The sequence below is a fragment of the Mucilaginibacter sp. SJ genome (assembly GCF_028993635.1).
In the GTDB taxonomy this organism is placed as follows: domain Bacteria; phylum Bacteroidota; class Bacteroidia; order Sphingobacteriales; family Sphingobacteriaceae; genus Mucilaginibacter.
Window position 1 is genome coordinate 2,343,361 of the sequence record NZ_CP118631.1, and the last position, 14,395, is coordinate 2,357,755.

Consider the following 14,395-nt stretch of genomic DNA (forward strand, 5'->3'; position numbering starts at 1 on the left):
TTTCGCCTTTTTTATTATGCTAAAGCTTGCCGTTGTTGGTGTTGTCACCAACAACTTTATGCTATGCGTACCGGCTTTAGTGGTTAATAAAATTATACGGGTATACCAAGTCGTTGGTGACAACACCAACAACGGCACGAGCTTTTAGCTTTCCGCCTTAGGCTTTAAGCTCTAATCAGCCAGTTCCCTTAAATCAACAGGCACCACGCGGGATATCCCTTGTTCAACCATGGTTACGCCGTAAATAACATCTGTACTTGCAATAGTTCGTTTGTTGTGGGATACAATGATGAATTGAGAGTCTTTAGAGAAGGTACGGATAATGTTATTGAACTTATCAATATTGGTATCATCAAGCGGCGCGTCAACCTCATCAAAAATACAGAACGGGGCCGGTTTTAGCAGGTACAGTGAAAACAGGATAGCTGTTGCCGTGAGTGTTTTTTCTCCGCCCGATAGCTGGTTGATGGATAGTGGTCGTTTACCTTTTGGCTTCGCGATGATATCGATATCCGATTCGAGCGGATGATCAGGATCGGTCAGGATCAGATCGCATGAATCCTCTTCATTAAACAGCGAGCGGAATACTTTGATAAAGTTTTCGCGCACCATAATAAACGCCGTCATGAACTTATCTTTCGCAGTATCGTCAATCTCCTGTATGGTAGCCAGCAATGATGCTTTGGCTTCGCTCAGGTCTTTCTTTTGCGCCTGGATAAAGGTATAACGTTCGTTCATTTCGCTATAGGCTTCAACCGCCATCGGGTTTATGGCGCCAAAATCATCCAGTTGTTTTTTTAGCTTTTCAGCTTTTTCACGCAGCTCCTGTTCGTTTTCACCTTCCGGCGCTTCGCTTTCAGGCAGGTCTTCAATATCTATATTAAACTCAACCGAAAGACGCTCTTTCAGCGCGTTCAGGTCTATCTTTAAATTATTTCGTTCGTCGCGCAGCTCGTTCTCAATAACTTCGCTGTTTTCTTTTTTGCGCCTCAATGAGCTTACCTGGCTCTCATTTTCTGTGATGAGGCCTCGCCATTGATAGTACTCTTGTTCGGCTTGCTGTGTAGCTTTCTCGAGGCTTTCCTTCTGCTCATACATTTCAAGCAGGTTGTCGTCTGAGTTATCGGCCAGTTTCAGGTTTTCCTGTATGGCAACTTTTACTTTTTCAAGCTCGCTGCTATTTTGGCGGATACGTGTTTCAAGGCTTTCCTGCTGGGTATCACGATAGTCAAGGTCTTTCATTAAACCCGATACCTTATTTTGTTGCTGATGAAAACGGATGTTTTCCTGATTGTAGGCGTTTGACTGTACGGAAACGTATTCGTTCAACTCGTTAAAAGCCATCTGCTTATCGGCCAATAAATCACTTTGGATCTGCCGCTGGGTTTTCAGCTCGGCTAATTGCGGGTGCAGGGCAGCCATTTCATCTTTTATCCCGGAAATTTTGCGGGCGATATCTTCTTTACGGTTAAGGCTGTTTTCAATAAAAGTTTGATATTGCTCCTGGCGGGTTTTTACAGTGATCAACTCGTTATTTAAACGGTTCAGGATCTGTTGCTGTTCATTGATCTCAGCTGCCTTGGTTGACGAACGTAAAATTGCAAGCTTGTTCTGTAATTCTTCAGACTTCGTACGAAATGAACCCACCTGGTTCTCTATTCCCCGGATCTCTTTAGCCAAATTCTCCAGGTTTTTAGCACGCCCGATCCTTTTACCTTCAAACAAACCCACAGACCCACCGGCCATGGTATGTTTTGATTTATTGAACTTACCGCTCTTGCCGATTAACACAACGCCCTGCGGTAAAGTTTCGCTATTGATCTGGCCTTCTTTATCGTCATCAACCAGGTAAACACCTTTAAGCAGGTAATTACAAAGCGGCAGGTAACGTTTTTCAACCTCAATTACGCCAAGGGCCGGTACGGCATCTGTTCTTTCAAAATTAACCTGCGCAGCTACCTCATCAGCATAATTGTTCAGCACAAAAAAGTTTGCACGCCCCTTAGCCGAATTACTGAGCAGGTTGATAGCCTTTACCGCGTCATCGTAACTTTCAACCACGTAGTAGTTCATGAGCGGCTCCAGGTAGTTTTCAATAGCTACCCGGTATTCCTCCTTGCAAAAAAGCACATCACTAAATAGTGGAGCATTTTTGGCCCAGTCAGTGTTCTTTTTCAGGAACCTGATTGACTCGGGGAAGCCCTCCAAGCTATCAACCATACTTTTGGTAAGGTTATATTCGTTTTGCTTGGCATCAAGACGACGGCTCTCTTTTATAATGGTATCCTTAACCGAGTTCAACTCAACATCGGTTTCGGCAATTTGTTCTTTTAATTTATTTTCAAACTCAACAGCCTGCTGAAATTCATCGTCGAGTGTTTCCTTGCGGTATTGCAGCTCGGCAACCACCTGGTTAAAGTGCGATAGCTCCACCTCTTTATTGGTGGTATCTTCCATATTGCGCTGGCTTTCCTGCTCCAAAGCCTGCTGCTGAATTTGTAATATATCCAGGTCTTTTTCTGCCTTATAAGCCTGGTTTTGCAGGCGGGTATTGATAGTATTAAGCTCGTTGAGCTCATTACGTGCTTCGGTTTGTTGTGCACGTAATTCATCAACGGCTTCTTTTAAATCAGAAAGTTTGCTTTGGATGGTTTGCAGCGCTTCATCCTCGGTGGCCTTTTCCTCGTTTAAGCGTTTAATGTTGTATAATACGTGGTTCAGCTGGTTTTTGTCCCGTTCTAACTCTTCAGTCAGACGCGATTCCTTATCTTGTTGAAACTTCAACTGTTCATTCTTGATCTTCTTTTCGCTTTCGTAAGCCCGAATCTTTGAAACAAACTCATTGGTTGTTTTTTGCTGAACAGAAAGGTTCTTTTCTTTGGTGATGCTATCCAGCTTTTGTTGCTGTAAAGTCGCTTCCAAAGTATCAATCTGGGCTACGATATCGCCCTTCTCGGCCTTATGCTTTAGCTCCTGCTCCTCTATCTTTTTCAATGATTCGCTGAAAGCCACGATCCTGAATGAAGCCAGCATAATGCTCAATGTTTTATACTGCTCCTTGAGGCGATAGTATCGTTCAGTTTTCTTCGCCTGGTTCTCCAGCGATTTGAGGTTTTTCTCAATCTCAAACAACAGGTCATCAACACGGGCCAAATCGGCTTCTGTCTCTTTCAGCTTACTGAAAGTTTGCTTTTTACGAAGCTTGTATTTAGAGATGCCCGATGCTTCCTCAAACAGGTTACGGCGCGAGCCCTCCTTGTTGGTAATGATCTCATCGATCATCCGGAGCTCGATGATAGAATAGGAGTCGGAGCCGATACCCGTATCCAAAAAAAGATCGGTAATATCCTTTAAACGGCACTGTACATCGTTAAGCCGGTATTCGCTTTCGCCCGTGCGGTAAAGCTTACGGGTAAGTGTTACCTGCGAATAATCGGTTGGCAGTACGTTTTTTGTATTATCAAAAGTGAGAGAAACTTCGGCAAGGTTAGCTGATTTACGGCTTTTGGTACCGTTAAAAATAACGTTATCCATTTTCTCCGAACGGAGCATCCGGGTGCTTTGCTCACCCAAAACCCAACGGATAGAATCAACAACGTTCGACTTACCACAACCGTTAGGCCCCACAATAGCGGTAACACCCTCATTAAAATTGATGGTTATTTTATCGCCAAAACTCTTGAAGCCCTTGATTTCTAAACGGGTAAGCTGCATTTAATTTATTAAGTACCTTGCAAAGTCCAAACCTCCAAAGTAATCATAAAAAATTGAGTTTTGAAAGTATATTTTGATTTGAGGCGAAAGGAAAAAGGCTAAAGGTGAAAGGATAATGTAGTTAATCATTGCGAGCGCAGCGCGGCAATCGCTTGCTTTACAGGGCGGCTATGCCTCTGCGCGATTACTTCGTCGTTCCTCCCTGCAATAACATGAAGAAGGAATCAAACCCTTATCTCCCCTTTCAAATAAGTAACCGCTTTACCGCTCATCAATACCCTGTCACCTTTAAGCTCGCACCAAAGCTCACCGCGGCGGGCCGAAAGCTGGTAGGCGTGAAGCGTATCCTTACCCAAGCGTTTAGCCCAATACGGGATCAGGTTACAATGTGCCGAGCCGGTAACCGGATCTTCGGGGATGCCTGCGCCGGGGGCAAAAAAGCGGGAAACAAAATCAGAGTTTTCGCCGGGTGCGGTAGCTATGATCCCTACCGTATCCATTTTTGACATGGCAAAGAAATCGGGCGTAAGTTCTCTGATATCCTGCTCGGTTTCATAAACAATGAAGTAATCGCGTGAGCGTAAAAAAGCTACAGGCTGTTTTTCGCCAAGCGCTTCGGCTAATCCGTTCGGCGCCTCAATGGGAATTGGCGGGCGCGACGGAAAATCCATGGTATATTTATCGCCATCGCGCTTTACGGTTAGCGTTCCGGCTTTTACTGTTTCAAAATGGATTACATCTCTCTCATATCCCAGCTCCGAAAAAAGAATATGAGCCGATGCCAGGGTAGCATGCCCGCAAAGATCTATCTCATACTCGGGCGTAAACCAGCGAAGCATATAGCCCTCCCGACTTTTTACAAAAAAAGCAGTTTCTGCAAGGTTATTTTCGATGGCTATCATTTGCATAGTAACATCAGGCAGCCATTCATTAAGCGGGCAAATAGCCGCCGGGTTACCGCCAAAAAGCTTATCGGTAAACGCGTCGGCCTGGTATATGGGGATGGTCATAAAAAATATTGTATTTTAGCTAATATAGTAAGGAGAGTGTCAAGATGCAAGAATATGAGAAACAAGATACAAGAGAAAAGAATTAAGATGCGAGACTATAAGAGTCAAGGTTTTTATTATTCAGAGCCCGTAATTGCTTTTCCTGCTTCTTTATTCTTTCATCTTGACTCTCATAGTCTTGATTCTTACCTCTTGGTTCTTGCAATCCTGCTTCTATAATTGTTCGATCCATAAAACGGAATTACCCGAATTATATTGGTTAGGTTCGTAAAGTTTATTGCCCGGGTCAATCATCCATTTACCATCTACAATAAACTTGTACAGTTGCTTGCCGGGTTTCAGGTAAACACTTACAGTCCACTCTTTACCGTTAAAAGCAAGTGTGTAACCAAAATCATCAAAGTTGTTAAAACTGCCTGCTAAATGCACTTTTTTAGCATTACTGAAGCCGCTTAGCTTAAACGTATAATTGGGTTTCACCGAAATATATGAATTAACAACGCCACCCTCCATCATATTACGAGGGTTTTTGGGGTCGGTGATCCAGTTATCATCCACAACAAACTTATAGCCATAATTGCCCGGCGGAATAATTAAGGACGATGCCCAGCCCGTTTTGGTTTTGGTAAGCGGGATCAGGCCATGTTCCCAATTATTGAAGCTTCCGCCTACGTACACTTTCTTTGCGCTGGTATAACCATCAAGCTTAAACACAACCGTTTCGCCAAGGTTCAGTACTGAGTTGGTATATCCATCAGCGCTCTGTATTTTATTAGGATTAGCCGGGTCGGTGATCCATTTGCCATCAACCAGGAAACGATATGCCTGTGTGCCTTCGTGCAAGTAAAGCTGTTTTTGCCAGCCTTTGGGATTTTTCTCGAGGACGATATTGTTAGCGTCCCAATCATTAAAGCTCGCCACCAGTGTTATTTTACGGGCATTGGTGTATCCGTTCAGCTTAAAAGTATAGTTATAACGAAAGTATATCGAATTATCATCATGATCGCTCACCAGGTTGTTATAACGGTCACTGATCCAATGGCCATCTACAATAAACTTATATTCATACTTGCCGGGTTTCAGTTTTATGTCGGCAATCCAGCCGCTGTCGGTTTTGGCCATGATACCTTTAAGGGTGCTCCAATTATTGAAGTTGCCTGATAACAACACTCTTTTATTTTGGGCATAGCCGGGCAAAAAGAAACGGGTTAAACCAGATGGCAATTCATGAACGGTAACTTTAGCAAAGTAATTGATACCGAAGCTAACATCAGCCGGATACCCCGGCGACTCGTTATCATCGTTATCTATTTTAGTAGTTATCAGGTACGGTGTGGCTTGCGGATTCAGGTTAAGGCTCTCAAGCGGCCTGTCGAACTCTATTACATTTCCCCGTTTTTCGGCCATTGTCCAGCCGTCTTTTTTCAGGACGGTAAAATCGCCTTTTAAAACAGCAGCCGCATTTGCATCTTTTAACCCGGCTTTTTTGAGCAAGCTATCCAATTCTGTTTTGGATGAGCGCATATCAATAAGCAGGACGAGATTATCCTTGCCCATGATCAGTTTATTGCGTTTTTGCGCTGTTGCATGTATGGCCATGCAAACCATCGCAAAAAAAACAATAACTATACGCCCGCGCCTTTTCATATTACTGGTTACTGTAAATGTACATTTCAAATTCTTTTTTAACAAAGTTGATGGTGAATATGCCGCGCACAAAGAAGTCATATCCTAAAACACCATCAATTTTATAGCCATAAGCATTCCCCATTTTTTCGAGATTGGTTATTAAAATACGGTTTTTAATGTACTTTCGGTCGCCGACAACCAAATTATCAAAGCGCGTATAGATCACATCGATAGAGGTACCGCCGATACCCGTAATTTTTGAGCGGCTGATAACCTCCATATCAGGAATCAGTTTTTTTGAACGCCGGTAGTCGAGCAAACTGGTTTCGGCGGCGCTGTCAAAAGCAAACCAAAGCGCATTGTCGTTAACAGTACCCTTCAGTAAAATAACATCATTGAGCATACGGAAAGAACTTACCATAAAACGATCGTGAAATACCTTTTCGGCTTCGGGGATGTTACCATTCTCATCAAGCTTTTGGATGTATAGTGTATTTCTGAAAAGATCAACAGTGATCGCGAAATCGGAAAACAGCCCGGTACCCAGCAATCCCAATATTTTGATCCGCTTACCGTTTTCTATAGATGAGAGATCGGTAACATCGGCCCGGAGCTTTGGATAATGCAATTCAAGGATGTTAAAATTACGGATATAAGTTATAAATGAGCTGTTAGCGTACCCGTTAATGCCCGCCGATTCCTGTTCGGCTACGTGTGGCAGATACCTGAAATAAGTTTCGTTTAAAACCAGGTACGGTGCGCCGGTATCCAGCACAAAATTGCCTTCAAGGGTATCAACCTGAGCTTCAATAAGGATCAGGTTCCCGGCCCTTTTTATTGGAACGACTAAAGTTTTAAAATCACCGGTGGGCGATGGATCAGGTTTTGCATTTTTAAAGGTGATGCCATTGATGGTCACGTGTTCGCTACCTGCCGCATTGAAACTGCAGGTAAAAAGCAACATGATCAACAGAAAATAAACCTTAGGCATCGCGTTAAATACTGATACCTAATAGACAATGGCTAAACTGATGTAGTTACAGTAGAAACATTATTTAGTTTCAGAATACGCTACTTGTTTCGGAACGATCCCCTATTTTACGTTATATGGCAATGAGCCCGGTACGTTGCTCCATACTAATGTGTTGTTCCTGCGATATATAGAACGGGGAAATACTCATTCCATGTTTACGTCCACGCTCACTTTAGCGTTGCTATGTGAGCGTGGACGCTTGAGGGGAATTGCATATTCCCCATGCTCACAAACCTTATTCAACCCGCTCCTTCAGCGCTGCTTCCCAGCCTATTATTGCGTTTTTACGGGTACTGCCCCAATGATACTGGCCGATTTCGCCAGTTGATTTGATTACCCGGTGACATGGGATCAGGAACGCTACGGGGTTACTACCCACTGCGGTGCCGACTGCGCGGTAAGCATTTTCGCTGCCTGCTTTTTTGGCAAGTGAGGAATAAGTGGTCAATCCGCCGGGAGGTACTTTTAATAATGTTTCCCATACTTTGATCTGGAAATCGGTTCCTTTTAGATGCAGCTTGATCTCGTCCAAACGGCTCCAATCCTGCGTAAAAATAAAAAGGGCGTTCTGCTGGATCCTGTCGACTAACTGGTTGAATACCGCATTAGGAAAACTTATCTTCAGTTGCTCCAATGCTTTCTCTTCGCCCTCATCAACAAAAGCCATATGGCAAATCCCTTTAGCAGTGGATGCTACAATCACCTTACCAAAAGGTGTATCTGCAAACGAATAGTTGATATGCAGCATGGCTCCACCGTTACGGTATTCGCCGGGGGTCATACCTTCTACCTTAATAAAAAGGTCATGCAGCCGGCCACCTCCCGAAAGACCTGTTTGCAGCGCGGTATTAAAAACATTCGCGTCTTCATGTTTCAATATTTCCTTGGCATGCTCCACACTCAAATACTGCAGGAATTGTTTTGGGGTTACCCCTGCCCAATCCTTAAACATCCGTTGAAAATGAAAGGGACTTAAATTAACATGTTCCGCAACTTCGTCCAGTTTAGGCTGTGCCTTAAAATTCTCCCTGAAAAAGCCAATCGCGTCGGCTATGCGGGTATAATCTATCTCTTGTTGAGTTTTCATAAAGCCTTTTTTTAAATAAATTAAATTGTGTTTTTTGTATTTACAACACAAAGGTACCGGCCTCGTCTATGCTCAACAATCCGATTCTTGCGGAGTTTTCAGGCGATATGCTCTTCGATTATCTTGCTTAAAACTACCGCATTATTTAATTTCGGCTCTTTTGAAGAAAACACCAGCGTCACTGTTTTATGCTGCCTGATATAATCTACCAATTCATCCAAAGCCTTTGCACCCTCAATTTCGGCGCGGTATTTTTGGTTAAAGGCTTCAAATTTTTCAGGATCATGGTTGTACCATTTTCTTAGTTCGTTAGATGGAGCTACATCTTTAAACCACTTGTCAATTCGTTGGTCTTCCTTTTTTATCCCCCGCGGCCAAAGGCGGTCCACCAAAACCCTAACGCCATCTGCCTCGGTATATGGTTCATAAACCCGTTTAAGTTTAATCTTCATGATAATGTATTTTAATATTTTTTCTTCGATGGAACCGAAAGTATAAATTCCGCAAGAATCGGATTGCCCACCAATCTTACTAACGATAGTTTTGATATTATTCAAAATAACAAAAATGACACCAGAACAAACACTTAAAGATCGTATCAAAAATCTTGATTGGGATCAAATTAATAAAACATTACATGACAAGGGTTTTGCAATTGTTAAACAGGTTTTACGTGAACGCTACTGCGATACATTAATCAGCGATTATGACGCAGATGCTTACCGCAAAACCGTCAACATGGAGCGCTACAGATTTGGATATGGCGAATACAAATATTATAATTACCCGCTTCCTGCAATTATAACCGATTTAAGGGAGAGCGTTTATCCGTACATCGTACCTGTGGCCAATAAATGGATGAATGAACTTGGTTTTGACAAACAATTCCCCGGCACCCATGAAGAAATGAAACAGTTAAGCCATGAAGCCGGGCAAACCAAACCCACAGCCCTGATATTGCAATACACAGAAGGCGGATTTAACACCCTGCACCAGGACCTTTACGGCGAAGTATATTTTCCCATCCAAATGGTTTTCATGCTCGATCAGCACAACAGAGACTATACCGGCGGCGAATTTGTAATTACTGAGCAAATTCCGCGGGCGCAATCAAAAGTTAATGTACTTACTCCCGGCATGGGTGATATGGTTTTATTTACCACTAACTTTAGGCCGGTAAAGGGAAGTAAAGGTTATTACAGGGTAAATATGAAACATGGTGTAAGCCCGGTTCACAGCGGTAAGCGCCATAGCCTGGGCATTATATTTCATGACGCGCTGTCTTAAACAGATGATGTGACTTTGATCCTGACCATTGAACAACGTATAACATGTTGCAGAACCGCGTAAATCCATTTGGACAACTTATTAAAACAACAGCGCGGGGTGCCTGGCTTGGTAACCGGGGCGTAATCCATAATGAGGACAAGGAAATTGTACGCGCTTTTAAAATTAAAGCCTGGATAACCTGCGTTTTGGAGTTCAGGGGCCGGCATCGCGAAATTATGCAGCCCGACCGCTGGACTGAACTCTTCTTCCTTGATGAAGCCACGGCCTTTTCAGCAGGGCACCGGCCTTGTTTTCAATGCAGGTATATGGATCATCAGCGATTTAAAGAGTTTTGGCTAAAAGGTAACCCTCAATACGGTTTTGACATGAAAACACCGGTAGCCAAAATAGATGATATTTTGCAGGCAGAGCGTATTACAGCTGATAAGTCAAAAGTTACCTATGAAGAAAAACTAAAAGCCCTGCCTAACGGCACATTTGTAAACTACGATGGCAAATCACATTTACTCAAAGATAACCTGTTGTATTTATGGAACTCTGGCGGATACGAAAAAGGAGTCAGGCTCCCGGATGTTGATACAATCACAGTACTAACTCCCCGGTCAGTTGTGAACATGTTCAGTGCGGGGTATGTGCCTCAAACAGGGATTTATTAAAATATTTTTTAGCAGCCTGCCATAATCTCAGGGAGTAAATAATTTCCAATGCCCCTCAGAAATAACTTCGACGGCTCCGTCAATCACTTTAATTGCGGTTTGATCGTCAATAGCGTATGATGGTACAGGTATGGAAACAGCCAGTTTCTCAATATTGGCCAGTGAATTCTTTGGAAACGACTCGTGATCCAAATGCGGGTGGATAGCAAAGTCAACAAAACTTAACGACTTATCACTATCAACCGGCAGCATATGGTTGCCATAGGTAGTACCAAAGCGCGTCATGATCATACTACCGGCACTCAAACCAATATATACCATCTTTTGTAAAAGCGAGGGCAGCAGATCCGCCAGCCCGGATTGCTGCATCCAATAGGTCAGGTACTGGCAGTCGCCGCCACCTACCAGTAAAACATCGGTTTCCCGGAGCATATCAACCCATAACTCTTTTTTGATACTGGGTAAGGCGGTAAGTTCCAATAAGCCCAGCGACTTCCAACCTAATTGGCAAAAGGGATCGCCTAACGATCCGCAAATAACCTTTCGTACTATCTCACCACCGTTAGGTATGGCGTATATCGCGGTAGGAATAAAAAGGGCGTTCGCTTCGGCAACCGGTTTGCCTAACAGCTCTACTAAAGTATTTTGAATACTCATATTACTGATTCCGGCAGATGTAAGAAGTAGCTTCATAATTTGTTGGATTATCATCAATGTTAATCAAAACGCTGAAATTAAATTCATAAAATATCCAAAACTTTCCCTCCATCCATTCAATTAACCCGTTCGTCGGTACAAAATTTCATATTAAAGCCTCACAATTACCTTTACATCATCAAATAATAATTTGATCAGTGATAAGGTTTAGGTTAAAGCTTCCAAGCAGCGAGTGCAAGGAAGCTTTTTTATTTCACCTGTATTGGCTTTTTCAAATCCCCCTTCTTCTAAGTCAACAATACTAACTCTTAAGTAAAAGTCGTTTTTTCCTATTTAGAACTTATGGCTTTAGACTAAAGACTATTGTTAATCTACAAGATGATACGACAGCCTCCCGTTCATCTATACAATTTCCCGGTTCACCGACACATGATTGCTAAAACTCCCGCTCATCTTCACCTTTGATTTATAATTCAGAAGCAGGGACACTGAATTATAGTTTTTTTCGTATAAGATGAAGCACCTGTGCAATGTACAGGTGCTTTTTTTAAATTAGATGCTAAAATATTGTGCCAACCAGTAGCTCCGGTATTGATGAATAAAAGAATCTTAAAATAAAATGATCCGCTCAAAAGCAACCACTTTTTTCATTCATGCTGCAGGCTGGCTTGTGTTTTTAGGGTTCCCGCTATTATTCATGAACCGCACACAACAAAGTAGCGCCGGCACCTATACCGTCCTGTTTTCGCCTTACTACTGGCTGTTTTGTCTCACCTATATATCTATGTTTTACCTGAACGCCTGGTACCTGGTGCCAAAGTTCGTGTTCCGTAAAAGATATGTCTGGTATGGGCTTATTGTGCTATTACTTTCAGGCTGCGTTTACTTTTTGCAGCCTTTTGATAACCTGCTTCTTCACAACCTCATTAAAGAGAATAAACCTGTAGCAACAACAGCCCCAAATCCGCAGCCTATAGGGCCGCAAATTACGCCAACGGGAATTGACAGCTCAGCACCTAATCGGCAAAATATGCCTTTTGGCCCGTTGCCGCACGAGGATCTGCGGATGCAGGACCCCAGCCTTAAACCCACCAACCGAATTATTTTTATTCATCAATCCGGTAATATTGATATGGTAGGTTTGTTTATTTTCATCATTGTGATGGGGCTGAGCGTTGCCATTGCTACGGTTCAAAAATGGCAGCTTACCGAACAGATGGTCACCCGTGCCGAAGCTGAAAAAGCCCATGCCGAACTTTCTTTCCTTAAAGCCCAGATCAATCCTCATTTTTTATTCAATACGCTGAATAATATTTATGCCTTATCGGTTACCAATAGTGAGCATACTTCCGAAAGTATCATGAAACTCTCTAACATCATGCGCTATGTAACCGATGAGGTAACGGAGGATTTTGTTTTACTGCAAAATGAAATTGATTGTATCAATGATTATATTGATCTGCAACGCCTGCGCCTCGGCAAAAAAACAAAGCTTGATTTTGAAGTTTCGGGCGAGATTGACAACCAAAAAATTCCGCCCCTGATACTGATGACCTTTATTGAAAACGTATTTAAATACGGCGTAAGTAAACATCAGCCATCAGTTATCAATATCTGTTTAAGGGTAAACGGCAACCAAATGCTGTTCATCTGCAAAAATACCATTTTCGAAAAACGACCTGCCTCCGAGCGGAAAGGGATCGGCATTGCCAATAACCGCCAGCGCCTGCAACATATTTATCCTAACAAACACCGGCTTGACATTAGCGTGGCCGATGGCAATTTCATTGTTGAACTGGAGATTAACGCTTAAACTATTTATTATGCAATTAAAATGTGTAGCTATTGATGATGAGCCGCTGGCCCTTCAAATAATTGAAAAATATGTAGCCGAATATCCCGCGCTAACATTGGTTAATACTTTTGAGGATGCTATATCGGGTGGGGAATACCTGAAACTGAACAAGGTAGATGTGCTGTTCATAGATATTAACATGCCTGATATTACCGGTATCGACCTGGTAAAATCATTGGCCGATAAACCAATGATCATTTTTACCACTGCCTACAAAAATTACGCATATGAAGGTTACGAATTGGAAGCGGTTGATTACCTGCTGAAACCAATCAATAACCTGCGCTTTGGCACGGCGGTTCAAAAAGCAATTGGTTATTACCAGTACAAACATACCGATACCCCAAATGAAAGCGATTTCCTGTATGTGCATTCAGAATACAGGCTGATCAAGATCAATATTAAAGACATTGAATATATTGAAAGCATGCAGGATTACATCAAGATCCATATACTGGGGGCATCCAAACCCGTGCTTACACTTATGCCCTTGAAAACTGCTATTGAAAAACTGCCTGCTTCAAAGTTTATCCGCATTCATCGCAGCTTCGTGGTAGCGCGTGATCAGATCAGGTCTATCCACAACCGCAAGGTAAAACTAACCGATGTAGAGCTTCCTGTAGGTACAAACTATACCGATTTTATCAAAGACTGGCACAAATAATCAATTCATCGGCACATTAAAGGCGTTGAACGACACATTATTTTATAGCCCCTTAAATAGCCCCAACTTTATATTATTAAAATTGACACTAATCCTTAAAGCCATGAAAACAGCAGGCGATAAAAAAACCATCTTAGTACTTGATAAAAACAGCCGGATGTTATCGGTAATTGATGACATTATGTACTATGGCGATTTTAATGTGCATTTAACTTATGACCCCAATGCCATATATGACAAGGCCAAGGTGATTAATCCGGATTTGATCATTTTGGATTATTTGTTGGTAGATAACGATTGTGAACTGGTTTGCCGGGACTTTAAGGATGATAAGCAACTATGCAATGTACCTATCATTATTGTAACCGCTTTTAAAACAAAAAAAGCACAGGCCGACTCCTATAAATGCGATGCCTTGTTTGTAAAACCGATGGATATGGAAGTGCTTGCATCGAGGATAGAATACCTGATGGCATCCTGAAGCTGGTTTTGCAAACTCATATAAACCTGCTAAGTTTAGCTTTTATTAATTAAACAAACTTGTACTTTATAAAATGAAACTCAAAAGCAACATAGCTACCAGCGAAAACGGGTTTATTTTTAACCCTGCCACCGGCGATTCATTTTCCGGCAACAGTATGGCGGCACAACTGCTTGAGGCTATGAAAAGCGGCAAAAATGAAGATGATATCAAGCAGGATATTCTGAGCAGGTATGAGGTGAGCGAAAGCCAGCTTAACAGGGATTGGGATAATTGGATGCTGCAGCTAAAAGAAGCAAACCTGCTCGAAATTTAAGGA

The 14,395-nt window shown here is 42.5% G+C and carries 13 protein-coding genes; 6 read left to right on the forward strand and 7 right to left on the reverse strand.

What is annotated here, in order from left to right:
* Positions 1–171 precede the first annotated feature (171 nt).
* From smc to MusilaSJ_RS09470, 6 genes are all read right to left on the reverse strand, one after another.
* A complete protein-coding gene (gene smc / locus MusilaSJ_RS09445) occupies positions 172–3,714 on the reverse strand; it encodes a chromosome segregation protein SMC (protein WP_274989729.1) in 3,543 nt (1,180 codons plus the stop codon).
* A 224-nt stretch (positions 3,715–3,938) separates the two neighbouring features.
* On the reverse strand, positions 3,939–4,724 hold the full coding sequence (locus MusilaSJ_RS09450; RefSeq protein ID WP_274989730.1) for a PhzF family protein: 786 nt from the start codon (positions 4,722–4,724) through the stop codon (positions 3,939–3,941).
* A gap of 213 nt (positions 4,725–4,937) precedes the next feature.
* Positions 4,938–6,371, reverse strand: a complete 1,434-nt coding sequence (locus tag MusilaSJ_RS09455) for an early set domain-containing protein (RefSeq protein ID WP_274989731.1) — start codon at positions 6,369–6,371, stop codon at positions 4,938–4,940.
* 1 nt (position 6,372) lies between these two features.
* Positions 6,373–7,344, reverse strand: coding sequence for an aspartyl protease family protein (locus MusilaSJ_RS09460; RefSeq protein ID WP_274989732.1), 972 nt, complete (start codon positions 7,342–7,344; stop codon positions 6,373–6,375).
* A gap of 277 nt (positions 7,345–7,621) precedes the next feature.
* Complete coding sequence (locus MusilaSJ_RS09465; RefSeq protein WP_274989733.1) at positions 7,622–8,473, reverse strand: methylated-DNA--[protein]-cysteine S-methyltransferase; 852 nt, start codon at positions 8,471–8,473, stop codon at positions 7,622–7,624.
* Between the two features lie 98 nt (positions 8,474–8,571).
* Positions 8,572–8,925, reverse strand: coding sequence for a DUF488 domain-containing protein (locus tag MusilaSJ_RS09470; RefSeq protein ID WP_274989734.1), 354 nt, complete (start codon positions 8,923–8,925; stop codon positions 8,572–8,574).
* 115 nt (positions 8,926–9,040) lie between these two features.
* Here MusilaSJ_RS09470 and MusilaSJ_RS09475 point away from each other — a divergent pair, with 115 nt between their 5' ends.
* Both MusilaSJ_RS09475 and MusilaSJ_RS09480 read left to right on the forward strand, forming a co-directional pair.
* Positions 9,041–9,760, forward strand: coding sequence for a 2OG-Fe(II) oxygenase (locus tag MusilaSJ_RS09475; protein ID WP_274989735.1), 720 nt, complete (start codon positions 9,041–9,043; stop codon positions 9,758–9,760).
* Positions 9,761–9,804: 44 nt separating this feature from the next.
* A complete protein-coding gene (locus MusilaSJ_RS09480) occupies positions 9,805–10,419 on the forward strand; it encodes a hypothetical protein (RefSeq protein WP_274989736.1) in 615 nt (204 codons plus the stop codon).
* Positions 10,420–10,446: 27 nt separating this feature from the next.
* Here the strand turns inward: MusilaSJ_RS09480 and MusilaSJ_RS09485 are convergent, their stop codons facing one another.
* Entirely contained in the window at positions 10,447–11,112 is a 666-nt protein-coding gene (locus MusilaSJ_RS09485) for a Type 1 glutamine amidotransferase-like domain-containing protein (protein ID WP_274989737.1), read from the reverse strand.
* Positions 11,113–11,695: 583 nt separating this feature from the next.
* On the opposite strand from MusilaSJ_RS09485, the gene MusilaSJ_RS09490 reads away from it, so the two are divergent.
* From MusilaSJ_RS09490 to MusilaSJ_RS09505, 4 genes are all read left to right on the forward strand, one after another.
* A complete protein-coding gene (locus MusilaSJ_RS09490; protein WP_274989738.1) occupies positions 11,696–12,889 on the forward strand; it encodes a sensor histidine kinase in 1,194 nt (397 codons plus the stop codon).
* Positions 12,890–12,899: 10 nt separating this feature from the next.
* Positions 12,900–13,595, forward strand: a complete 696-nt coding sequence (locus tag MusilaSJ_RS09495) for a LytR/AlgR family response regulator transcription factor (RefSeq protein WP_274989739.1) — start codon at positions 12,900–12,902, stop codon at positions 13,593–13,595.
* Positions 13,596–13,698: 103 nt separating this feature from the next.
* Positions 13,699–14,076, forward strand: coding sequence for a response regulator (locus tag MusilaSJ_RS09500; protein ID WP_274989740.1), 378 nt, complete (start codon positions 13,699–13,701; stop codon positions 14,074–14,076).
* A 73-nt stretch (positions 14,077–14,149) separates the two neighbouring features.
* A complete protein-coding gene (locus MusilaSJ_RS09505; protein WP_274989741.1) occupies positions 14,150–14,392 on the forward strand; it encodes a PqqD family protein in 243 nt (80 codons plus the stop codon).
* Positions 14,393–14,395 lie beyond the last annotated feature (3 nt).

What these genes read in the sequence shown, in the direction of transcription:
- MusilaSJ_RS09460 (WP_274989732.1), bottom strand. Translation starts at nt 7,344, where the DNA reads ATGCCTAAGGTTTATTTTCTGTTGATCATGTTGCTTTTTACCTGCAGT.
- MusilaSJ_RS09450 (WP_274989730.1), bottom strand. Translation starts at nt 4,724, where the DNA reads ATGACCATCCCCATATACCAGGCCGACGCGTTTACCGATAAGCTTTTT.
- MusilaSJ_RS09455 (WP_274989731.1), bottom strand. Translation starts at nt 6,371, where the DNA reads ATGAAAAGGCGCGGGCGTATAGTTATTGTTTTTTTTGCGATGGTTTGC.
- MusilaSJ_RS09480 (WP_274989736.1), top strand. Translation starts at nt 9,805, where the DNA reads ATGTTGCAGAACCGCGTAAATCCATTTGGACAACTTATTAAAACAACA.
- MusilaSJ_RS09465 (WP_274989733.1), bottom strand. Translation starts at nt 8,473, where the DNA reads ATGAAAACTCAACAAGAGATAGATTATACCCGCATAGCCGACGCGATT.
- MusilaSJ_RS09505 (WP_274989741.1), top strand. Translation starts at nt 14,150, where the DNA reads ATGAAACTCAAAAGCAACATAGCTACCAGCGAAAACGGGTTTATTTTT.
- MusilaSJ_RS09500 (WP_274989740.1), top strand. Translation starts at nt 13,699, where the DNA reads ATGAAAACAGCAGGCGATAAAAAAACCATCTTAGTACTTGATAAAAAC.
- smc (WP_274989729.1), bottom strand. Translation starts at nt 3,714, where the DNA reads ATGCAGCTTACCCGTTTAGAAATCAAGGGCTTCAAGAGTTTTGGCGAT.
- MusilaSJ_RS09490 (WP_274989738.1), top strand. Translation starts at nt 11,696, where the DNA reads ATGATCCGCTCAAAAGCAACCACTTTTTTCATTCATGCTGCAGGCTGG.
- MusilaSJ_RS09495 (WP_274989739.1), top strand. Translation starts at nt 12,900, where the DNA reads ATGCAATTAAAATGTGTAGCTATTGATGATGAGCCGCTGGCCCTTCAA.
- MusilaSJ_RS09470 (WP_274989734.1), bottom strand. Translation starts at nt 8,925, where the DNA reads ATGAAGATTAAACTTAAACGGGTTTATGAACCATATACCGAGGCAGAT.
- MusilaSJ_RS09475 (WP_274989735.1), top strand. Translation starts at nt 9,041, where the DNA reads ATGACACCAGAACAAACACTTAAAGATCGTATCAAAAATCTTGATTGG.
- MusilaSJ_RS09485 (WP_274989737.1), bottom strand. Translation starts at nt 11,112, where the DNA reads ATGAAGCTACTTCTTACATCTGCCGGAATCAGTAATATGAGTATTCAA.